Here is a 23,499-nt window from a genome sequence, read left to right as displayed (position 1 = left end):
TCGTCCTGCGGCGTTTGTCCATTCAGGGTATATTTCGTCTTTTACCCACTGGACAGCTTTACTATCATGGAACAGATCGATCAGCGTTACCTCGTGCAACAGAACAAAATCAGCGATGGCGAGACCAAGCCGCCCGTGTTTGCCAAGGTAATGCGCAGCAAGGAAGGCGTGTTTGAAGGCGTGTCCTTCATCAAGTCGAAGGACAAGGCCTCCATCCTGACCATCGAAGATGCCAACCAGGCCATCAAATGGGCCACCAGCAAGAAACCGAATGCGCATGAATACATCACGAAAGTGATTTGCGTCGGTCAATAAAGGTATCCGCAGGCGCCGTTCATTCCCGTTTTTGCACCGTTCATCCCCCCAGCACGCAGTTCATCGCACGGCCGTTGCCGCCGTGGCGGCGCTTGCATATAGTGGCCTCACGGTAGCGGGGCAAGCACGGCTTGCTCCGCACATTTCATTCTAGGGGGACGCGATGCTGGGATTTGTGCTGTGGCTGCTGCTCTTGCTCGTATGCTGGCCCCTGGCCTTGCTGGCCCTCGTGCTGTATCCGCTGGCGTGGCTGCTGTTGCTGCCGTTCCGCTTGATCGGCATCGGCGTGGAAGGCGTGTTCGAATTGCTGCGCGCCATCGTCATGCTGCCGGCCCGCGTGCTGGGTGGCAGCCCGCGATAAACCAGATATTTTCCATAAAAAATGGCGCCGTCGGCGCCATTTTTGTTTGCGGTACTGCTTGGCTTACAGGTCGACCATGAAACCGGCGCCTATCGATTTCTGCGAATAGTTGTAGTCGATCAAGCTCTGGCCATAGCCGGAGAACAGCTGCAGATAGCCTTTCAGGTTGGCCTTCAAAGGGAAAGCCCAGCTTGCCTGCATGGAGCCATGCTTCTTGCTGAAATTGCGGCGGGCCGTCACGGCATACTCGTGGCCCTTGTTGCGGTAGCTCACGCGCAAGTCGCCATGCCCCAGGTAATCGGTGATGTCGATATTGTCATTGTCGGTCTTGCCATTGTCGAGGCGGTGCCAGACACGGGCCGTGACGGCCAGATTGTCTTTTTCCATGCCCAGTTCGGCATACACGCGGTTCCAGCTGCGCGACAGGGTCGACGTCTGACCGTTGGACTGGTGCACGAGGCCGAAGTTCAGGTAATTGAATTCCACACCCGCGAAATTCTTGTTGATCGGCATGATCAGCATCAGTTCCGGCTGGTAATTGGTCTCGCGGAACGGGCTCGAGGCCTTGCGGTTATACGCTTGCCAGAAACTTTGCTGCGTGTAGCCGAACCACATGTCGAGCGGCGTGCCGGCGATGTCTTCCAGCAGCTTCATCTTGAAGCTCAGCTGGAACGTCAGTTCCACATGCTGACTCTTGATGCCGGCCGGCGTGAAATCCTGGAACGGCTCGTCGTTCGAGGCGTCGCTGTAATTGGCCAGCAGCAGATAGGTGTCGCGGTGCGGGCGGAAGTTGAACAGGCCGCGTTTCGAGGCCTCGTTCAGTTCCCACGATTGCTGCGTGCGCGAAATCGGCGCTTCCGGCGGCGCCGCGCCTGTCTGTGCGACGGCGGGAATGGCCGCGTTGACGGCGTCCGGCGTGGCCACGCCAGGTGGGCTGACGGGGGTGATGGGGGCGGCCTCGGCTGCCGCTGCCAGGGTGACGGCCGCGGTGGCGGAATCACCTCCGGCGGCGATGGTGGCTTTTTCCGCCGCCTTGGCCAGGGTGTCGAAGCACCCCAGGCGGGCGCTGGCGTCGCCAAGCACGGCGCAACGCTGCATTTGCTGTTCCAGTTCGCCGGCCATGGCCAGCGCCGGCGATGCCAGCAGGGAAGAGAGGATTATTTTTCTTAGTTGGATAGTCATAGGCTGAGTAGGGCATGTCGTTCGGTGCGCACCTGGGCTGCATGCCGGCGGCGTCGCCTTGCATGGCCGGATGCCATGCGTATTGATTTTTATTAATCTTTGTTGAATTAAAGTTCAAAAATTAACGTCTGGAAGTATAGCCGAATCCGCAATTAGTCTCCGTGCGCCTGACGTGTGTGCGCCTGCCAGTGTTGCGTGCATGGTAAACAGCCCGCCGCCGTGTCGGCCAAATCGATGTCTGCTACACTGCAAAACCGGCGCAAACCGAGGCGTGCCGGGGCTAGCCATGGAGATTGTGATGACCCGCAAAACACCTATCGAGCGCTACCGCAACATCGGCATCAGCGCCCATATCGACGCCGGCAAGACCACCACCACCGAGCGCATCCTGTTTTATACGGGGGTCAATCACAAGATCGGCGAAGTGCACAATGGCGCCGCCACCATGGACTGGATGGAGCAGGAACAGGAACGGGGTATCACCATTACCTCGGCCGCCACCACGGCCTTCTGGAAAGGCATGGCCGGCAATTTCCCCGAACACCGCATCAACATCATCGATACGCCCGGCCACGTGGATTTCACGATCGAGGTCGAGCGCTCAATGCGCGTGCTCGACGGCGCCGTGATGGTGTATGACGCCGTCGGCGGCGTGCAGCCGCAGTCGGAAACCGTCTGGCGGCAAGCCAACAAATACCACGTGCCACGCATCGCCTTCATCAACAAGATGGACCGGGTGGGCGCGGATTTCCTGCGCGTGCGCAAGCAGATCGCCGACCGCCTGAAGGGAGTGGCCGTGCCCATCCAGTTGCCGATCGGCGCCGAAGACCATTTCACGGGCGTGATCGACCTGTTGAAAATGCGCGCCATCACCTGGGACGACGCCAGCCAGGGCGTGCAGTTCAGCTATGGCGAGATTCCCGCCGAGCTACAGGCGCAGGCACAGCAGTGGCATGAGCACATGGTAGAACACGCGGCCGAAGCCAGCACCGAGATGACGGAACGCTATCTGAATGGCGACACGTTTACGGAAGCCGAGCTCAAGCAAGCCTTGCGCGCGCGCACGATTCGCAATGAAATCGTGCCCATGCTGTGCGGCAGCGCGTTTAAAAACAAGGGCGTGCAGGCGATGCTCGATGCCGTCATCGAATATCTGCCGTCGCCCATGGAAGTGCCGCCCATCATGGGCCATGACGAGCACGACAACGAGGTGGAGCGCCATCCGACGGACGACGAGCACTTTGCCGCGCTCGCCTTTAAGATCATGACGGACCCGTTCGTGGGGCAATTGACCTTCTTCCGAGTGTATTCGGGTGTGGTGAACTCGGGCGACATGGTCTACAACCCCACCAAGAGCGCGCGCGAGCGGCTGGGGCGCATCCTGCAGATGCATGCGAACGAGCGCAAGGAAATCAAGGAAGTGTATGCGGGCGACATCGCCGCCGCCGTGGGCCTGAAAGCCGTCACCACGGGCGACACCTTGTGTGCGCTCGATCACATCATCGTGCTGGAAAAGATGATCTTCCCGGAACCCGTGATTTCGCAGGCGGTCGAACCGAAGACCAAGCCGGACCAGGAAAAGATGGGCATCGCCCTGAACCGCCTGGCGCAGGAAGACCCGTCGTTCAAGGTGCATACGGACGAGGAATCGGGCCAGACCATCATGTCGGGCATGGGAGAATTGCACCTGGAGATACTGGTCGACCGCATGCGCCGTGAATTCGGCGTGGAAGCCAATGTCGGCAAGCCGCAGGTGGCGTACCGCGAAACCATCACGCGTGCGGTGGAAGACGTGGAGGGCAAGTTCGTCAAGCAATCGGGCGGGCGGGGCCAGTACGGCCACGTGGTGCTCAAACTTGAACCTTTGCCGCCAGGCACCGGCTACCAGTTCGTCGATGCCATCAAGGGCGGCGTGGTGCCGCGCGAATTCATCCCCGCCGTCGACAAGGGCATCGTCGAAACCTTGAAGTCGGGCGTGCTGGCCGGCTATCCGGTCGTCGACGTGAAGGCGACCTTGACGTTCGGCTCCTACCACGACGTCGATTCGAACGAAAACGCCTTCCGCATGGCCGGTTCCATCGCCTTCAAGGATGGCATGCGCAAAGCCTATCCCGTACTGCTCGAACCGATGATGCAGGTGGAGGCGGAAACGCCGGAAGAGTTCATGGGCAACGTCATGGGCGACCTGACGGCTCGCCGCGGCATGGTGCAGGGCGTCGACGACGTCCCCGGCGGCGCGGGACGCATCGTCAAGGCCCTCGTGCCGCTGGCGGAAATGTTCGGTTACTCGACAACGCTGCGTTCGCTGACGCAGGGCAGAGCCACCTACACGATGGAATTCAAGCACTATGCGGCCGTGCCCAAGCATATCCTCGACCAGGTGGCATCTGCTGGCAAGGCAAAGTAGGTCGGGTAGGTCGGATTAGGCCCTCCGGGCCGTAATCCGACACCATCGTTGGCCTGAGCCGCTGGTGATGGTGTCGGCTTACGCGCTGTGCGCTAACCCGACTTACGCTCAAGATGGCGTACGGGCCTTTCCCATTTTCGGCGCCACTGTTACATTAACTGCCATTCCACCAACACAGGAGAGAGCATGGCCACCGCAGAACAGAAGCAGGAAGGACAGCACCGCGACAGCAGCGACTTTGTCATCACGCAAACTTTCGACGCACCACGCGAACTGGTGTTCCGCTCGTGGGTGGAGCCGGAGCGCCTGGCGCAATGGTGGGGCCCCGTCGGTTTCGAATTGAGCGTGCTGGCGCTGGACCTCAAACCGGGCGGAGTCTTCCACTACGGCATGCGCGCGGACAATGGCTACGAGATGTGGGGCAAGTTCACCTACCAGTCTATCGAAGCGCCCGAACGCATCGTTTCCATCCTGTCGTTTGCCGACAAGCAGGGCAATGCCGTGCAGCACCCCGTCAGCGCTACTTGGCCGCTGGAATCGTTCAATGTCATGACGCTTAGCGAAGAGAATGGCAAGACGACGATGACTTTGCGCTCGACGCCGCACAAGGCGACGGATGAGCAGCATCGAACTTTTCTCGAGGGGCATGAGTCGATGACGCAGGGGTTCAGGGCGACCTTTGCCCAGTTAGCCCAGTATCTGGCGCGTGTTCAGTAAGTTTTTATTGAATGGCGGGCCAGAGCCGCGGGCCTGAGAAAATGTCCATGGCTGCGTTGCTTGGGCTCGCCGTACATGTGCGGAGACCCTCTTGCCGAGGTTCCGAGTACATTCTCAAAGATTGCATAAGGTTGTTTTCCAATAAGTAGCAAATGGCGTTCGGCGCGAACTCATTGACGTGAATGCATTGGTGCATCCCATACTTTCCAGCATATCGTGGTATTGCTATTACGTTTCTTCGCGGGCAAGGTAACCTAGTATTTGCGAACCTATACTATGCCCAAGAGAAGTCCAAGACCATTCCGTGAAGTCGGCCAAGATACGCAGGCGGGATCAGCTGAGAAAAAGCTTGTGCCATCGCCTCTGCGTTTGACGGGCGCATACGAGTTGGCGATAAACGAGTTTTGTGTCCAGCAAACATCACCAAGTACACGCCATGGTAGCCAGAGTCTGGATCGGGCGCATACAGGTCCATTAGCTGTGTATTCCAGGCATGCCATACATTGGGATGACTATCGAGTTTTACTTCCACCGGGACACTCATGTGACGCCCTGGCCGAGTCAGAGTAATCGCCATATCGGACCGTTTATCACGTGCTGTTGGCTGTTCCTTTCCAATATGAATACCCATTGGTTTCATTTCTAGATTGAGCAAGTGCAAGAAGCGATCTCGGCAAACGTTCTCAGTCTGAGGTATACGATTTCCTGTCTTATCCTCACGCCAGAAAATTCCCACCATGTTTGTTTCAGCAAATTGGATACGGCGCATTAAAGTATCCACATGATCGAGAACGAATGCCACTAAATCAAGCTCAGTTGCTGGCTCACGATTGCACAATACTTCGGCAACTTTTAACGGGTCCACGAGGCCAAACGTCGCCTCTAGAACACGCGTCTTGCTTTGTATCTGGCATTCCGAGAGCTTGTAGCGCCACGGCATTAGCTCAGGATATTGCTGTAATCTGAATAGTTCAAGTGTCGCTGACGCGGAGGTGCGCGATGCCAGTTCAGCCAGCAAAGCTGCAATCCCTGTGCGAATGCTATCGTCTTTTCTTACGCTAAACATCGCATCTGTACGCGGTGAAACCAGCTGTCCCAATTGCCTCACCAGCCGCCCAATCAGTGAAATCGGCATCCGGCTTAAAATGATTTTTGGCAGTGGCTGATCAAATACATGACAACATGCGGCCGCGCGCTCCAGGTCTCCTGATACAAGGGCGAGTAGCTCATCAAATCGATCGTCAGAGTATGCAAGCGATGCGGCCAACGCGACGGTTTGTTCGATGGGAGCGACTTTAGCCTCGGATAGCGTCGACTGAATCCATAGCTCAAGTTCTGCCTGCTTGGAGTATTTGATCGCAGACTGGAGAACTCCACCTATCGGGCTTTTTGGGAAGTCCTTTTCAAACGGAATCGTCATCCGTGCTAATAAGAAATTCAAGACGTCTGCTTGTACGATTGACTGGGGAGGGAAGGAGTCCAACCACTGCACAGCGCCTATGCGATCGTCGCAACGGCGCATCATACGAGATAAGAACGTCTTCATAACAGCAGCGACTTTTTCGGGCTGCGAACTCGCCAGTGCTGAGAACCACTTCGGCTTTCGTCCAGCCACCAAGCTGAATGCTAGAAGTGTCAATGCATATGGATATTTTGAGATTTCCATAACGCTATCCTCACAGCCCCATTTTTCATCTGCGGCATAAAGGCAGACTGGCTGGATCAAAAATGTCTTTTGGCTGTCATTAAGCTCGATCACCTCCGACCAAGACGGTAGCTCATCGCGACCAAGTACATCGATTAAGGAGTCGATCGCGCGCTGCGCGGTGAGCTTGTCACTCACTAGGAAGCTTTGCACGCGAAGCACCGGCGTGACGTCGTCGACTCCATATCCTCCACGCTCCATTACAACCAAAATATCATGCATCAGCCCCGGCGAGACCCCGCCAGATAGAATTATTTTGAGCGCAGGCGCTAGTGCCTCACGGCGTTGAACTTGATCACTGGCAATTTGTTTCGCACGCTCGATTTGATGGGCACGGGCGTCACGACGCCAGTCGTCCAAAGGTGTAGAAGTCTCAGCCTCGCACCAATCATCGAAAGCCGGCCAACGGCCGCCATACTCTTGTGTCCATGCGTATATTTGATCCAGGCCATTTGGGAAACGGTCAGGGGAATTGGCAGCAGCCCATGCGGCGGCACCAAAACAGAAGCGCACAATCTCTTCTTCAACATGCAGCGCGGCCACTTGTAGCAACCACGCATACCAACCATCAGGGACCGGCATACCTTTCAACAGCACATGCTGCCAGCTCGAAAACTGAGACGCCTTGGCTTGCGCGTTTAAATGCACCAGCCCGCACTCATACACAGCTTTCAACTGATCGGGGTGTTCAATCAGCCATTTACTTAACTCCTGTGTTTTTGATCCTTCCCAAGCACGATAACCGTGTTCATTCAGTCCGGAAGCAATCCAATGATACAACTGGTCTCCTGTCAAGTCCGCACCGAGACTGCAGGCAGCGTGCAGAATTGCTCCACAATACAAGTCGTTGAAAGAGTGGTCCTGATCCCAGCGCGCACCACGCGCAATCATTTCGCAGATGGAGTCGATCAAAATCACCGCCTCAGTTTTCGGCACTTTGTTCCATAATTCCAAATGCCAAAAATTGCGGTAACTGCCGAAAAAATTATTACGTCGAGGTGGGAGAAGAAATTCCCAAATCAAAGTTCTAGTATTTATTATTGCCGGATACAGTACGTTAAGCAACCGTCCAGCCAGTTCATCGTCACTATCCTCGACCGTTCCATCCCGGATAGCGGCAAGCAGTGGTGACATATAAGGACCCTGCGGATCCGACTTTGCTACCAGAACTTCTACTGCTGTCTGGCGGACGATATCCCAATGCCGTGCATTACCTGCGACTGCCGCGACATACGATAGGAGTCGCGGCATTGTTTGGCCATGTTCAATTGCTTCTAACACCGACAGCAATAATACTTCGTCAGCGTCTTCAAATCGATCCTGCATCAAGATGCTTACTAGATACGATTCCATATCAGAGGTCCCTAATCCGCCAAATGCTTCGGACTGCCAATCCCTGCGTCCTAAACCAGGTAATAGACAGGCGGCACTATGAATTGCTTCAAAGACGAGGCGCTTAGTCTCAGTGTTGAAGTTGCGAACGTCGCCATAATAGACAACGGCCAGAACATCGTACTGAATCAATACCTCTCGATGATGGGAAAAGCTAACCAGCCATGCGTAAAGACCCCTCAAAGAGTCAACAATTCCGCCAACAGCACCACTCATTAAGGCGAGGATCCGGGTAATGGGCAAACCACTCTCCATCTGTATCAACAACGCACGTGCCGCGAGATACTCCGCGATCGAACGATGTCGGTACCAGCGCTCTGCGCCAACAGCCACAAACATGGTTGTGTTCAGTGCACGCTTGCTCCGTACAGCGCTGATCCCCAAACGCCTTGTCAACTCTTTCGTTGAAACACTACTGGCATCTTTGCCCGAAGTACGGTAAGTTGAACGATCCGAAAGCAATAGGATTGCGCACAACATGCCTGCATCATCCAAAAGCTCATCGGTATTGACTGCTTCCGTAAGTCGCTCATGGCTTTCGTTGTGTTCTTCTGCCAGCCTTTGACAAGCGAGCTGAAAAATCTCTGTCCGACTTGCTGGCCAGGCATCCCCGGAAACCGCACTAACAAGCAAGTCAAGCAGCATTGGATTGCCCAACATTGATTCAAGGCCATTCTGCCGTGCCTGTTCAATAAATGCCACCGGATCACTCAGCCGATTTGGCGTCCAGCTCTGTAAAAGCCGCTCAATCTCTGCTTCGCTCAAAGGTTGAAGTTGTAACTCAACAATCTGTCCATGACCGGAAACGCTTTCTAGCTCCTTGGTGTCTAAGTTAAGCCAGTCGGCTGCGCGACAAGACAAACGAAAATTTGGCCGCCCAAGCTGTTGGAGCTTCGTGATCAAACGATCCAGCGGCTGATTCAACTGTCCGTCAGCCGCGCGCTGCTCATCCATCGCGTCGATGAACAATGTACGACGTCGATCTGCATCATCAAGTTCTGAGCGCAAAAAATCACGGACAGTCGTATAGCGAGCACTATCGCCCAGAGCAGCTGCCTCTCGTTCAAACAGAGTGGACTTGCCAGATCCTGGTTCACCTAGCAGTACGTAAGCTATTTGCTTTCGAAATGACTCGATAGGTTCAGCAAATTGGTGCTGCTCCTTCGCATGCTGGATAACGTACCGTGAGATATAAGTAGCATGGTTGGCAGACATCAGTATGCCACCACAGACTTTGGAGTGGATGATCGCGAAATTGGTGGTTTCAGGTCAAAAATCATTGAGGCCTACTTTTGGTATATATGAGCAATAATACACCGCAATTTGCTATAGCCTAGGTCAAACAGGGTTTTCTAGGGGGCGATTTTTTCCTTCTTAAATTCTTCTTAGTAGATGTCAGACAGGTACTAATGCTGATGGCCGCTTGCTCTCCCGCATGGTTCACCTTCATTGCCCGGTTCGAAAACTGCGTATTTGCATGCATTGATCGCGTACCTTATTGATTCTTGTCGTTCTCCATCCCCAACATCCCCCGCACCACCGGTACAATCATCCCCCAAGTATTCGACGTCGCCGCAATCTCGTCATAATGACTGGCCCCAGGCAAAATCAGCACTTCCGCATGGTCGCCAGCCAGCTTGGCCTTGGCCGCATAGTCGTGCGCCACGCGGGGAGGGGAGATGGTGTCGAGTTCTCCCGTGGCCAGCACGGTGCGGCTGCCGTTGGGGATCAGGTCGGCGGCGTTGGTGTCGCTGTAGATGTCGGGGCGCGTTGCGCTGGGCTGGCCTGCCAGCTGGGCGATGTCGCGCTCGCAGCTGGTCTTGATCAAGTCTTTCTCATGGCGCAGGTCGGCCAGACCGCCCAGGCTGACGATGTTTTTCACTGGCAGGTAGTTGTCGCGGTACAGGGGACTGGTCTTTGGCAGTTTTTCCCTGCCTGCGATCCATTGCACCAGCTGGCCGCCGGCCGAGTGGCCCATGGCGACGATGCGGTTCACGTCCAGCTGGTACTGGGGCGCGTGCTGCTGCAGGCTGTCGAGTGCCGCGTGCATGTCTTCGTAGGTGCCCGGGTAGCCGCCGCCCGGCTCGTCGACGCGCCGGTACTCGACATTCCACACGGCGATCCCTTGTGCGACGAGGGCGCCGGCCACGTTGCGCATCTGCTTGATGCCGCCGAAGGCCACCGTCCAGCAGCCGCCATGCACGAGCACGACGACGGGGAACGGTCCGCTGCCTTCGGGCCGGAACAGCTGTGCGTATTGCGACGGCGCGGGGCCATAGGGGATCTGCGCCTTGGGCGGGGGGCCGTTCAGGGCCAGGTAGTCGTCCAGGCTCATGGGGGCGGCGACGGCGCCGTGGGCACAGGCGAGCAGGGCGGTGGCGATCAGGGAGGACGGCAGGGAAGTAGGCATGCTGGAACTCGCTTGAGAAGAGAGCAACACTTTAGCATAGGGGCACGTGCACGTAGAGATCAAGCGATGCGCTGTTTCCTCCTGCAAGAGGGTTGCCCCATGGTATATTCCGGGCATCAGTTTTCCCCTTATCGACACGGTGCACGCAAACAACATTCTTTCCTTGCTGGACGCCGAGCATAGTGCGCTGGGCAGCATCGCGGCAGGCGCCGACCTGGCCCATGCATTGGAGCATTTGTTGCTGGCGCTGCAAGCGCTGGCCGACGGCGGCGCACATGCCTGCCTCGTGCTGATCGACGAGTCCGACCGCTTTTGCGGCTTGTCCGCGCCCAGCTTGCCACAAGACCTGTGCCTGGCCCTGCGCCACGGCGGCGACCAGCCATCCCCGTTCGGCACGGCGGCCTTTTCCGGCGCGCCCGTGTATTGCGGCGACATCACGCGCGACGTGCACTGGAGCGCGGGACGCAAGGAAGCCTTGCTGCACGGCTACCGCGCCTGCTGGGTCGCCCCCGTCTTTGGCGCCAAGGGGCATATCCTGGGCGTGCTGGGCCTGTTTTTCCAGGCGACATGCCACCCTACGCAACCGGAGATCGAACTGCTGGCGCTGGCCGCGCGCGTGGCCGCGCATGTCATCGAGCGGGGCCAGCTGGAACAGGCGCTGCACGACAGCCGCGAACACTTTCATTACGCCATCGAACTGAACACGCAAGTGCTGTGGACGGCCGATATCGACGGCAAGCTCGACTATGTCGCGCAGCGCTGGCGCGAATGGACGGGCGGCAACGGCCTGGGCACCAGCTGGCTGGAAGCCATCCACCCCGAAGACATTCCCCATTCCTTGGCGGCCTGGAGCGAAGCGGTGGGCAGCGGCCAGCCTTTCGACCAGGAAATGCGCGTGCGCCAGCAGGATGGCCAGTACCGCTGGGTGCATTCGCGCGCATATTGCCGCCGGGACGAACGCGGCCAGGCCGTGAAATGGTATGGCTCGTGCGAGGATATCGACGAACATTGGCAGGCGCGCAATGCCTTGCTCGACAGCGAGGCGCAGTTCCGTTCGCTCGCGTCCACCATGCCCAACCAGGCCTGGCTCGCGCATGGCAGCGGCGCCACCTACTGGGTCAACGAACAGGTGTGCGAATACACGGGACAATCGATGAAGTCGCTCGTGTCCAGCGGTTTCCGCCACTGCGTGCATCCAGACGACGTGCAGACCACGCAGAGAAGCTGGGACCGGGCCGTCGCCACCGCCAGCGCCTATGAACAGGAGTTCCGCATGCGCCGCGCCAGCGATGGCGCCTACCGCTGGTTCCTCGCGCGCGCCTTGCCCCTGTTCGACGAGGCGGGCAAGGTGCTGCGCTGGGTGGGCACGAATACGGACGTGCAGGAACAGAAGAACGTGCTGGAAAAGATGGCCTACCTGAATTCCTCGCTGGAAGTGGAAATGGCCAACCGCACGGCCGACCGCGACCGCATGTGGCGGCTGTCGACCGACATCATGCTGGTGGCGGACCTGTCCGGCATGATCATCGCCGTCAATCCCGCCTGGAGCAAGATACTCGAGCGCCCGGAAGTCGAATCGCTGGGCATGGACTTCATCAGCCTCGTGCATCCCGACGACCGCATGGTGGCCTTGCAGGACTTGTCGCGCCTGGCCCATGGCGCGCCCACCTTGCGCATGGAAAACCGCTACCGGCGCCGCGATGGCGGCTACCGCTGGATTTCCTGGACGGCCGTGCCGGCGCAAAAGCTGATCCATGCCATCGGCCGCGACGTCACCGATGAAAAAGAGGCGCGGCTGGCGCTGGTGCGCAGCGAGCAAGCTTTATTGCAGGCGCAAAAGCTCGAATCGATCGGCAAGCTGACGGGTGGCGTGGCCCACGATTTCAATAACGTCCTGCAGATCATTTCCGGCAATTTGCAGTTGCTGAAACTGACGGTGGCCGACAATCCGCAAGCGGCCAGGCGCCTCGATTCTGCCGCCTCGGCCGTTGAGCGGGGCGCCAAGCTGTCGTCGCAGCTGCTGGCCTTTGCGCGGCGCCAGCCGTTGAAACCGCTGGTGACGGACCTGGGCCGGCTGCTGCGCCGCATGCATGAGCTGATCCGCCGCGCGCTGGGCGAGGCGATTACCGAGGAAACCTTCATCAGCGACGGCCTGTGGCATACGCTGGTCGACCCGAACCAGATGGAAAACGTGCTGCTGAACATGGCCATCAACGCGCGCGATGCGATGGACAAGGGCGGGCGCCTGACTTTTACCCTGAGCAACGTCACGCTCGACGCCGCCTACGCCAGCCAGCATGCGGACGTGCTGGAAGGGCAATACGTGCTGCTGACCATCACCGACACGGGCCACGGCATGGAACGCGACGTGATCGACCAGATATTCGAGCCCTTCTTCACCACCAAGCGCGAAGGCGAGGGCACGGGCCTGGGCCTGTCCATGGCGTACGGCTTCATCCGCCAGAGCGCGGGCCACATCAAGGTGCACAGCGCGCCGGGCGCCGGCACGACGTTCAAGATTTATCTGCCCCGTTCGTTGGAAAAACTGGCCGAACCGCCACCGAGCCTGACGGGCCCCGTGCTGGGCGGTGGCGAGACCATCCTCGTCGTGGAAGACGATGCGCCCGTGCAGCACACGGTGGTCGATATGCTGCGCGGCCTCGGCTACGACGTGCTGCATGCCGATGACGGCGCCTCGGCCCTGGCCCTGCTGGGCACGGGCGTGGCCATCGACCTGCTGTTTACGGACGTGGTCATGCCCGGTCCCGTCAGCAGTAAGCAGCTGGCGCAGCAGGCCAGATTGCTGCTGCCGGAACTGGCCGTATTGTTTACCTCGGGCTACACGCACAACGCCATCATGCAGGGCGGGCGGCTGGACCCGGGCGTGGAGCTGTTGAGCAAACCGTACCAGCGCGAAGACCTGGCGCGGCGCATCCGCCATTTGCTGGCCGACCGCCGCCTCGTGGGCGCACCCGACCCGTCCGGGCGGCGCATCCTGCTGGTGGAAGACAATGACGATGCGCGTGAAATGACGACGGAAATGCTCAATATGCTGGGGCACACCGTGCACGGCGTGGCCAGCGCGGAAGCGGCCATGCCGCTGTTGGCCATGCCGGGCCTGGACGTGCTGGTGACGGACATCAGCCTGCCCACCATGTCCGGCCTGGAACTGGCGCGCCATGCGCGCGCGCACTGGCCGCAACTGGATGTGGTGTTTGCTTCCGGCCACGACTGGGGCGCCAGCCTGATGCAGGACGCCAGCGCCCGTTTCCTGCGCAAGCCGTTTGGCCTGGAAGAGCTGGCCGGCGCACTGAAGGCGCGCCGGCTCGACGTTTACTAGTTTGGTGTCAGCAAGGCTTGCTGCAACTGCTCGACGCTAAATGGTTTGACGAGGAAGCGCGCCTGCGGGTCCAGCACGCCGGAATTGGCCGGCGCATGGCCGGTGGAAAACACCACTTCCAGCTGCGGCTGCTCGCGGGCCGCCAGCTCGGCCAGCTCGGCGCCCGACATCCGCGGCAGGCTGATATCGGTCAGCAGCAGTTCCAGTCCCGGCGTGCCCAGCAGGGGCAAGGCTTCTTCGGCCGTGCCCACGGCCAGCACCGTGTGGCCGAGCATGGCCAGCAGGTCGCCTGTCATCGCGCGCGCGTCCGCATTATCTTCCACCAACAAAATATGTCGTCCCGCCGGCTGTGCGGGTGCGGCAGGTTGCGGCGGCGCCAGCTGCGCGCGGTACTGGTGCAGGGCCGTCACGTGGCGGCCATTGGCCAGCAGGTGGCGGATGCGCCGCGCCAGGTCTTCGCGCCGGTACGGTTTGCTCAACAACTCCACGCCCGGTTCCAGCCGGCCGCCCTGCATCATGGCGTCCTGCGTGTAGCCCGAGGTAAACAACACGGCCAGCTGTGGCAGCAGCACGCGGGCCTGGCGCGCCAGCGCCGTGCTGGCCACTTTGCCTGGCATCACCACGTCCGTAAACAGCAGGTCGATGGGCACGCCGCTGCCGATGACGGCCAGCGCGCTTTCGCCATCGCTGGCGCGCAGCACGACGTAACCGAGGCCGCGCAGCATGTCGACCACCGTCGTCTGCACCTGCACATCGTCTTCCACGACAAGGATGGTTTCCTTGCCGCCCAGCACGGGGCCGTCCAACTGCAGCGGCAGTTCCGTTTCCGCTTCCAGCGAGCGCGGCAGGTAGATGCGGAAGGTGCTGCCATGGCCAGGCAAACTGTCCACCGTCAGGTGGCCGCCGCTCTGGCGCAGGAAGCCGTAGGCCATGGAAAGGCCCAGGCCCGTGCCTTCGCCTTCTTTCTTTGTCGTGAAGAACGGCTCGAAAATCTTGTCCAGCAGCTCGGCCGGAATGCCCGCGCCCGTATCCGAGACGGCCAGCAGCACGTAGTCGCCGGGCGCCACGTCCGCATGGCGGGCCGCGTAATCGCTGTCCAGCACGATGTTGCTCAGCTCGATGGTCAGCTGGCCCTGGCCATCCATGGCGTCGCGCGCATTGATGGCCAGGTTGAGGATGACGTTTTCCAGCTGGTGCGGGTCGACCAGGGCACGCCAGCAGTCGTCGGCCAGCAGCCAGCGCGTTTCGATGGTTTCGCCCGTGGCGCGCCGCAGCAGCTCTTCCGTTGAGCGCAGCAGCTGCGCCAGGTCCGTCACCAGCGGTTTCAACGGCTGGCGCCGCGCAAAGGCCAGCAGCTGGGCCGACAGCTTGGCGCCCCGTTCCACGGCGGCCGATGCGCTGGCGATGCGCTTGGCGGCCAGCGGGTCGTCGTCCAGGCTCAGCTGCAGCAGTTGCAGATTGCCCGAGATAATCTGCAGCACGTTATTGAAATCGTGGGCCACGCCGCCCGTCAGCTTGCCCAGCGCTTCGAGCTTTTGCGATTGCAGCAGGGCCATCTCGCTGTGGCGCAACGATTCCTGCATGCTACGCAAGGTGCTTTGCGCTTCCTTTTCCAAGGTGACGTGGCGCCCGGTGGCGAAAATCAGATCGCCTTCGATGGCCGCCACCCAGGACAGCCAGCGGTGGCCGCCGTCGCGGTGCCGGTAGCGGTTTTCAAAGCTGGGCAGGGCCTCCTGCGTCACTTGCGCCAGCGCCTGGCGCGTGGCGGCGGCATCTTCGGGCAGTACGAAGTCGAACAGGCTGCGGCCCAGCATTTCCTCGGGCAGCCAGCCCAGGATGGCGCCGGCGGCCGGGTTGACGGCGGCAAAGCAGCCTTCGGCATCGATGGCCACCATCAGGTCTTGCGCGCTGCGCCACAGGCGCTCGCGCTCGCTGTTGCGCGCGGCCAGGTCCGCTTCCAGCTTCTTTTCCACGGTGATGTCGCGCGCGCTGCAATACACCTTCTCGCCTTCGGGCACGGCCACCCACGACAGCCAGTGCCAGCCGCCCAGCTTGTGGCGGTAGCGGTTTTCGAAGCGCAGTGCCGGCTGGCCCTGGTTGGCAGCATCCCAGGCCGCATAGGTGCGCGGCAAGTCGTCCGGGTGGATCAGTTCAAAAAATTTCGTCGTGCGGATTTCCTCCCTGGACCAGCCCAGGGTGGCTTGCCAGGCGGGGTTCGAGTGTTCGAAATAGCCGTCGAGGTTGAGCACGCCCAGCAAGTCGGGGCTGACGTTCCAGGTGCGGCCGAATTCGCGCGTGCGCTCGGCCACTTGCGTTTCCATGCTGGCAGTCAGGGCGCGCAAACGCGATTCCGCCCGGGCCCGCAAAATGGTCGACCAGACGCGTTCCGACACTTGCACGGCCAGTTCGATCTCCTCCGCATGCCACAGGCGCGCCGCGCTGCTGTGCACGACGAACAGGGCCTCCAGCTGGCCATCCTTGGCAATCGGAATGTTCAGGAAGGCACGGATGCCCAGGCGCGCGAACGCGGCCAGTGCGGCCGGCATGGCCGTGCGAGGATCACTCGCCACATCGCTGACGGCCAGCGCCTGGCCGGCGGCAAGGGCATCGGCCAGGCCTGCCGCGTAATCGCCGAGGAAATACTCGCTGGCGGCGCCCGGTGCCAGGCCATCGCTCCACGCATGCTGCAGGGTGGGGCACTGCAGGGTCTGGTCGATATCGAAGCAGGCCACTTGCTGGGCGCCCAGGCGCTGTCCCAGCAGCTGCGCCGACAGGGAAAGAATCTCGCCCGTGTCTTGCAGCAGGCGCAGCCGGCGTTCCAGTTGCAGCAAAAAGGCGACGCCGCTGGCGCCGGCCTGGCTGCGGGGGACGGGGGTGCTGGTCATGCCGGCCTCAGCTGCCGGCCAGCGGCAGGGTGACGCTGAACAGGGCGCCATTGCCGGGCTGGCTTTGCAGGGTGATGGCGCCGCCATGCGCATCGACCAGCTGCTTGGTGATGAACAGGCCCAGGCCCAGTCCGCCCGTGCGATCCTGGTGCATGACGCGTTCGAACGCGTCGAAAATGCGTTCCTGGTCGCGCGCATTGATGCCGATGCCATGGTCGCGCACTTCGATGACGGCGCTGTTCTGCGTGTGCGCCAGGCTGATTTCCACGGGCTGGCCCTGGCCGTAGCGCACGGCGTTGCTGATCAGATTGACAACGATCTGTTCGACGCGGAAGGCGTCCCAGAAACCGTGGATGGGCTCGAAGGCCATCACTTCCAGCACGCTGCCCGATGCGGCCGCATACGGGCCCAGGTCGTCTGCCACGCGCCGCACGAGGCAGGTCAGGTCGACGGCTTCGCGGCGGATCGACAGCTTGCCGCTGGTGATGCGCGACACGTCGAGCATATCGTCGATCAGGCGCACCATGCTGCGGATTTGCCGCCCGTCGCGCGCCACCATCTTGCCCAGCTTGTCCGGATCGAAAGCGGCCAGGTTGCCCCGTTCCAGGTTGACGGTGCGCATCTGCGTTTCCAGGAACAGCGTATTCAACGGCGTGCGCAGTTCGTGAGCCACCATGGACATGAATTCATCGCGCAGGCGCAGCGAGCGCTGCAGTTCAGCCTGCGTGGCGCGCAATTCCTTCAATAACGCTTCCTGCTGCTGGCGGCTGTGCTCGAGCGCCTGCACCTGACGCCGTGTCTCGCTGCGCTGCTGGTGCAGGGCGACAAACACGTTGACCTTGCTTTGCACGGCATTGATGTCGAGCGGCTTGTGCAGGAAATCGACAGCGCCGCTTTCATAGCCCTGGAAGGAAAAATTCATTTCCTTGCCGGCCGCCGTGACGAAGACGATGGGGATGTGGCGCGTCTTTTCCGTGCCGCGCATCAATTGCGCCAGCTCAAAACCATCCATCTCCGGCATTTGCACGTCGAGGATGGCCAGCGCGAAATCGTGCTCGAGCAGCAGGGCCAGCGCTTCTTCGCCGGACGAGGCCTGATAGACGCTGCGGTCGCTCTCGCGTATCAGCGCGTTGAGCGCGCGCAAGTTCTCCGGCAAGTCGTCGACGATCAGCAGTTTGGTGCTTGTTTCATTCATCATATTTCATTCCTGGCATGTGCCGTCCAGCGTAGTGGGAAGCGGCGTGCGACGGCGCACGCTTGCGGTAGAGCTTTTCAGGACCCGGCAATGGCTCGAAGTCGGGGGCAAAGCGCGTGAAATGCGTGCTTTCCTTGCTGCCCAGTCCCAGGAATCCCCGGTGGCACAGCGAATCGTGGAACAGGCCCAAGGCCCGTTCCTGCAAGGTTTTATTAAAGTAAATCAAGACGTTACGGCACAAAATCAATTGCGTTTCAATAAACACGCTGTCCGTGGACAGGCTGTGGTCGGCAAAGTTGATCTTGTCGAGCAGACGCTGCTGGAAACGTGCCGTGGCATGCTCGACCATGTAATAGTCGGCCAGCTGGCCCAAGCCGCCCGCAGCCAGGTAGTTGGCGCCATATTCTTCAAGCCGGTGCAGCGGATAGGCGCCGCGTGCGGCCGTGGCCAGCGCTTGCGGATTGATATCGGTGGCGTAGATCGTGCTGCGTTCGAGCAAGCCTTCCTCGTGCAGCACGATGGCCAGCGACAGCGCTTCTTCCCCCGTGCAGCAGCCGGCCACCCAGATGGTCGGCGACGGGTAGGTTTTCAGCACGGGCACCACGTGTTCACGCAAGGCGCGGAAAGATGCCGGGTCGCGGAACATTTGCGTGACGGGCACGGTCAAAATCTGCAGCAGGTCGCCAAAGGCGGCCGGGTCGTCCAGCACGCGCTGCTGGAGGGCAGGCACATCTGCACAATGCAAGCGGTCTAGCGCATGATTGAGGCGGCGCCGCTGCGAGGGCAGGGAATAGTCGCGAAAATCATAGCTGTAGCGCTGGTACAGCGCTTCCATCAGCGCCTGCAGCTGCGCGTCCGTGGTGCGCTGGGACATCAGATGCGTTCCATCTTCGGCATCCACACGCGCAGCAGCGAATACAAACGATCAAGGTCGATCGGCTTGGCCAGGTAATCGGACGCGCCCGCCTGCAGGCATTCTTCCTGGTCATTCTTCATGGCCTTGGCCGTGATGGCGATAATCGGCAGCTTGTTGTAGCGGCCATCGGCGCGGATCAGGCGGGTCGCTTCCAGGCCATCCATGCCCGGCATCATGACATCCATCAGCACGAGGTCGATATCGTCCACGCTGTTGAGCTTGCTGATGGCTTCGAAGCCGTTGCGGCCGATTTCCACCACCACGCCTCGCTGTTCCAGCGCATTGGTGAGGGCAAAGATATTGCGCACGTCGTCGTCCACGAGCAAGATCTTGCGTCCTTCAAACACGCGTTCGCGGCTGCGCACCTGCTGCAGCATGCCCTGGCGCTCGCTCGACAGTTCCGATTCCACCTTGTGCAGGAAGAGGGTGACTTCGTCGAGCAGGCGTTCGGGCGAACGGGCACCCTTGATGATGATCGAGCGCGAATACTTCATCAGGTCCGCTTCTTCCTCGCGGCTCAGGTTGCGGCCCGTGTAGACGATGACGGGCGGGAACGAGCACAGCTCTTCATGCTCCATGCGTTCGAGCAATTCGTTGCCCTGGATGTCGGGCAGCTTCAAGTCGATGATCATGCAGTCGAAGATCTGCGTTTTCAGCAATTCCAGCGCTTGTTCGCCCAGCGCCACGGCCGTGATTTCCACGTCGTCGTCGCTGATCAGGTGCACCACGCTTTCGCGCTGGCGTTCGTCGTCCTCGACCAGCAGGATGCGCTTCATCTGCTGCGTGAATTTCGACTCGAGCTTGCGGAACACTTCCTTCAGCTGCTCGCGCGTGCGCGGCTTGGTGGCGTAGCCGATGGCGCCCAACTGCATCGCTTCCTGGATCTGGTCGTTGCCAGACACGATGTGCACGGGAATGTGGCGCGTCAGCGGGTTTTCCTTGAGCTGCTGCAAGACCAGCAAACCCGGACGGTCCGGCAAGCCCATGTCGAGCAGGATGGCGTCGGGCAGGAATTCTTCGGCCAGGCGCAAGCCTTCATCGGCGCCGTGCGCCACCAGGCAGCGGTATTGCATTTCATGCGCGAGGTCGAACAGGATGCCGGCAAACGACGGTTCATCCTCGATCACCAGCACGGAACGCTGGCCCGTCTTGGCGGCCGGCACGCTGTCGCGGTCATCCTGGAACGTGGGCAGCGGCACGGGCTTGGCGGCGGGCGCCGGCTTGGGCGCGGCGGCCGCGATTTTTGCGGGCGCTTGCGGCACTGCGGCCGGGGCCGGCTCCGCTTCCACGGCGCGCTCCGGCATGACGGCCGGCAGTACCAGGGTAAACGTGCTGCCCTGGCCTGGCGTGCTGGCCAGCTCGATGCTGCCGCCCAGCAAGGCGGCCAGGTCGCGCGAAATCGACAGGCCCAGTCCCGTGCCGCCATAGCGGCGGCTGGTGGTGCCGTCGGCCTGGTGGAAGGCGTCGAAAATCTTGTGCTGCTGGTCGTCGGCAATGCCGATGCCCGAATCCTGCACCTGGAAGCGCACCTGGCCATCCGCGCCGCTGCTCACGTGCAAGCTCACGGTACCCGTATCGGTAAACTTGATGGCGTTCGACAGCAGGTTTTTCAGGATTTGCTCAAGGCGCTGGCGGTCGCTGACGAGCGACGGCGGCGTATCCGGCGCTACCTTGACGCTCAGTGTCAGTTTCTTTTGCTGGGCCTGGGCGCCAAACAGCATTTTCATGCTGCTGAGCAGTTCGTCGAAAGGCACGCTTTCCGGCGTCAATTCCAGCTTGCCCGCCTCGACCTTGGAAATGTCGAGGATATCGTTGATGAGGGTGAGTAAATCGTTGCCGGCCGAATAGATGGTTTGCGCAAACGTCACTTGCTCCGGCGTCAGGTTGCCGCTGGTGTTGTCCGACAGCAGTTTCGACAGGATCAGCGAGCTGTTCAGCGGCGTGCGCAGCTCGTGCGACATGTTCGCCAGGAATTCGGACTTGTAGCGGCTGGCCCGCTGCAATTCTTCCGCGCGTGCTTCCAGCTGGGCGTGCGCCTGGACGATGGCCATATTTTTCTGGTCCAGCGACAGCGCCTGCACGGCCAGTTGCCCGTTCGACTGCTCGAGCGCCGCCTTTTGCTCTTCCAGGTGGGCTTGCGACTGTTCCAGCACGCGCGACTGTTCGCCCAGCTCTTCATTGGCCGTGCGCAGTTCTTCCTGCTGCACTTCCAGTTCTTCATTCAATTGCTGGGTTTCTTCGAGCACGTTTTGCAGGCGCTGGCGGTACAGGGCCGCTTCCAGCGAGGTGCCGACGTTCGCCGCAATCAGGTTCAGCCATTCCTTGGCGCGGGCGCTGACGGGATGCGTAAAGCCCAGTTCGATGACGCCGTTGACGACGCCTTCATTGTTGACGGGCGCCAGGACCAGTTCCAGCGGCGCGCCGCGGCCCAGGCTCGACGTCACGGTCAGGTAGTTCTCGGGCACTTGCTGCACATGCTTGAGGCGCTTTTCGCGCGCCGTCTCGCCCACCAGGCCTTCGCCCAGCTTGAACACCTGTTTTTCCTTGACGCCCTGTTCGTTGAAACCGTACACGGCCGTGCGGCGCAGGCTGCCATCCTCGTCGACGACGTACAGGGTGGCGATGGCCACGTCGAGGCGGTGGGCGAGGAAATCGAGCACGTGCCGTCCCAGTTGCGGCAAGCCCAACTGGCCGCTCGTGTGGGCCGCCAGTTCCGTCTGCCCCGTGCGCAGCCACGCTTGCTCCTGCAGCACGTCGTTGTCCTTGCCGCGCTGCTCGAGCGCATCGTTGTAGATATCGGAAAGGCGCAGCAGTTCGCGCCGTCCCAGGTAGGCGAGCAAGCCCGACAATCCCAGGCTGAGGATGAGGAACACGACCACGGCCAGCATGGTGCGGCTTTCGGCCGTATCGGCCCGTTCCTGGCGCAGCCGCTGTTCCATGGACAGGAAGGCGAGGAATTCGCGGCGGATTTCGTCAAATTCCAGCTTGCCTTCGCCCTGGCGCACGCGCGCAAGGAATTCCTGGTTGTTGCGGCGCTGTGCGATCACGCCTTCAGCGTAATCGAGCCACTGGCCTTGCAGCGCACGGATGCGGCGCAGCCTGTCCACCTGGATGGGGCTGTCGGATACCAGGTCCAGCAGGGTGGTCATTTCCACGGCGATCTTGGCCTTGCCCGATTTATACGGCGCCAGGAAAGTTTCATCGCCCGTCAGCAGATAGCCGCGCATGCCCGTTTCCAGGTCGACCGACAATTTCATGACTTCATTCGCGTTGCCGATCACCCGTTCGGAATGCTCGACCGAGCGCAGGGCCGAGAGCAGGTAGGCGATCAGGGCGACGAACACGAGAGCCGTGACGACCCCGATAACCAGCGGCAAGGTTACATTGCGGGCGAGGATGCGGCGAAAGCTGAAGGAGTCGATCGGGGTCTTGGTATTCATCATGTCCGTGTAAGGCTGTCGCGAAAAAATCAATTTTAATTGAAATGCAAGATTTCTGGTGGTCAAGCATAGCGTGCGCTAGCATAACAGCCTTGGGGCATTTTTCGCAGGCGCAAGGTAGTGCAATGCGGGGCAGCGCACAGATGAAGGTAGAGGAAAAATCAAGCTGGCCACGATTGAGGCAGATCAAAGAGATTGGTTGTTGACATCCTAAGATGCAGGAGGTGGCGACGTCCAAGCGGACGGCCGCCGTGTGCAAACCAGCCCATGCAGGAGGACATCATGGCTAATCAACTGATCCGTCGCGATCCGCAAAACCCGCTGGCACGTTTCGACCCGTTCAGCGACATGGAAGAATTCATGCACGACTTTTTCGCACCCGCCTTGCGCTTGCGCGATGGCGGTTCGGCACGCATGCGTGTCGACATTTCCGAAACCGAACAAGCCTATCAGGTACAGGCGGACATTCCCGGCGTCAACAAGGACGATATCAAAGTCTCCATCGACGGCAACCGCGTCTCCATCAGCGCCGAACTCAAGGATGAGCGAGTGACGCGCGACGGCGGCGGCAAGACCGTGCGCAGCGAACGCGAGTACGGCCAGCAGTACCGCAGTTTCGTGCTGCCGCACGAGGTGGACGAGGCCGGCGCGCAGGCCCGCTATGAAAATGGCGTGCTGCTGCTGGACTTGCCGAAGAAGGAAGGCACGGGTGGGCGGCAACTGTCGATACAGTGAGCCGGGCCGGGCCGGGTTTTAGCTGCGTAGGTCAGATTAGCGCAGCGTAATCTGGCAATCTTCGTGGCGGCGCCTGTCGGCTTACGCCCTGCGGGCTAAGCCGACCTACGAAAAAACGCCGGACGGTGCCGGCGTTTTTTGGGGTGTTACGGGTGGCGGGGCGCTGCCACCCGGATTGCCTCTATATATATGTCAGTTTTAGCTGCGTAGGTCAGATTAGCGCAGCGTAATCTGACCATCTTCGTGGCGGCGCCTGTCGGCTTACGTCCTGCGGGCTAAGCCGACTTACGAAAAAACGCCGGACGGTGCCGGCGTTTTTTGGGGTGTTACGGGTGGCGGGGCGCTGCCACCCGGATTGCCTCTATATATATGTCAGTTTTAGCTGCGTAGGTCAGATTAGCGCAGCGTAATCTGACAATCTTCGTGGCGGCGCCTGTCGGCTTACGCCCTGCGGGCTAAGCCGACCTACGAAAAAACGCCGGACGGTGCCGGCGTTTTT

13 protein-coding genes are annotated in these 23,499 nt (G+C 60.4%); 6 read left to right on the top strand and 7 right to left on the bottom strand.

All coding sequences use genetic code 11. The features are described from left to right. Nucleotides 1–66: 66 nt before the first annotated feature. Both JAB6_RS09205 and JAB6_RS09200 read left to right on the top strand, forming a co-directional pair. Nucleotides 67–315: a hypothetical protein gene (locus JAB6_RS09205; protein WP_034756165.1), complete on the top strand. Its 249-nt coding sequence runs from the start codon at nt 67–69 to the stop codon at nt 313–315. A 163-nt stretch (nt 316–478) separates the two neighbouring features. Then, on the top strand, nt 479–676 hold the full coding sequence (locus tag JAB6_RS09200) for a hypothetical protein (protein WP_034756168.1): 198 nt from the start codon (nt 479–481) through the stop codon (nt 674–676). Nucleotides 677–739: 63 nt separating this feature from the next. Here the strand turns inward: JAB6_RS09200 and JAB6_RS09195 are convergent, their stop codons facing one another. Next, complete coding sequence (locus JAB6_RS09195) at nt 740–1,858, bottom strand: phospholipase A (RefSeq protein ID WP_070302464.1); 1,119 nt, start codon at nt 1,856–1,858, stop codon at nt 740–742. Between the two features lie 298 nt (nt 1,859–2,156). On the opposite strand from JAB6_RS09195, the gene fusA reads away from it, so the two are divergent. Further along, entirely contained in the window at nt 2,157–4,265 is a 2,109-nt protein-coding gene (gene fusA, locus JAB6_RS09190; RefSeq protein WP_070302461.1) for an elongation factor G, read from the top strand. Between the two features lie 186 nt (nt 4,266–4,451). Continuing rightward, nucleotides 4,452–4,982 (top strand): SRPBCC domain-containing protein, encoded by a 531-nt coding sequence (locus JAB6_RS09185; protein ID WP_070302459.1) that lies wholly within the window; start codon nt 4,452–4,454, stop codon nt 4,980–4,982. 274 nt (nt 4,983–5,256) lie between these two features. Here JAB6_RS09185 and JAB6_RS09175 read toward each other — a convergent pair whose 3' ends face one another. Both JAB6_RS09175 and JAB6_RS09170 read right to left on the bottom strand, forming a co-directional pair. After that, nucleotides 5,257–9,294 (bottom strand): NACHT domain-containing NTPase, encoded by a 4,038-nt coding sequence (locus tag JAB6_RS09175; protein WP_139143330.1) that lies wholly within the window; start codon nt 9,292–9,294, stop codon nt 5,257–5,259. Between the two features lie 280 nt (nt 9,295–9,574). After that, nucleotides 9,575–10,489, bottom strand: a complete 915-nt coding sequence (locus tag JAB6_RS09170; protein WP_070302452.1) for an alpha/beta hydrolase — start codon at nt 10,487–10,489, stop codon at nt 9,575–9,577. Nucleotides 10,490–10,628: 139 nt separating this feature from the next. Here JAB6_RS09170 and JAB6_RS09165 point away from each other — a divergent pair, with 139 nt between their 5' ends. Further along, complete coding sequence (locus tag JAB6_RS09165; protein ID WP_254671529.1) at nt 10,629–13,829, top strand: PAS domain-containing protein; 3,201 nt, start codon at nt 10,629–10,631, stop codon at nt 13,827–13,829. Here the strand turns inward: JAB6_RS09165 and JAB6_RS09160 are convergent. From JAB6_RS09160 to JAB6_RS09145, 4 genes are read right to left on the bottom strand one after another with little or no spacing between them, the layout of a single operon-like run. Then, complete coding sequence (locus tag JAB6_RS09160; RefSeq protein ID WP_070302448.1) at nt 13,826–16,714, bottom strand: PAS domain-containing protein; 2,889 nt, start codon at nt 16,712–16,714, stop codon at nt 13,826–13,828. The genes JAB6_RS09165 and JAB6_RS09160 overlap by 4 nt on opposite strands. Nucleotides 16,715–16,721: 7 nt before the next feature. Then, nucleotides 16,722–17,912 carry a hybrid sensor histidine kinase/response regulator gene (locus tag JAB6_RS09155; protein WP_070302446.1) on the bottom strand — a complete coding sequence of 397 codons (1,191 nt, stop codon included), beginning with the start codon at nt 17,910–17,912 and terminating at the stop codon, nt 16,722–16,724. Then, on the bottom strand, nt 17,902–18,783 hold the full coding sequence (locus JAB6_RS09150) for a protein-glutamate O-methyltransferase CheR (RefSeq protein ID WP_070302444.1): 882 nt from the start codon (nt 18,781–18,783) through the stop codon (nt 17,902–17,904). The genes JAB6_RS09155 and JAB6_RS09150 overlap by 11 nt, the downstream gene beginning before the upstream one ends. Continuing rightward, complete coding sequence (locus JAB6_RS09145; RefSeq protein ID WP_070302779.1) at nt 18,783–22,265, bottom strand: response regulator; 3,483 nt, start codon at nt 22,263–22,265, stop codon at nt 18,783–18,785. The genes JAB6_RS09150 and JAB6_RS09145 overlap by 1 nt, the downstream gene beginning before the upstream one ends. Nucleotides 22,266–22,547: 282 nt before the next feature. Here JAB6_RS09145 and JAB6_RS09140 point away from each other — a divergent pair, with 282 nt between their 5' ends. Next, complete coding sequence (locus JAB6_RS09140) at nt 22,548–23,000, top strand: Hsp20/alpha crystallin family protein (protein WP_034748582.1); 453 nt, start codon at nt 22,548–22,550, stop codon at nt 22,998–23,000. Nucleotides 23,001–23,499 lie beyond the last annotated feature (499 nt).

The sequence above is a fragment of the Janthinobacterium sp. HH104 genome, assembly GCF_001758715.1.
In the GTDB taxonomy this organism is placed as follows: domain Bacteria; phylum Pseudomonadota; class Gammaproteobacteria; order Burkholderiales; family Burkholderiaceae_D; genus Janthinobacterium; species Janthinobacterium aestuarii.
The sequence above is the reverse complement of the archived record's forward strand: the minus strand, read 5'-3'. Positions and strand labels throughout refer to the sequence as shown.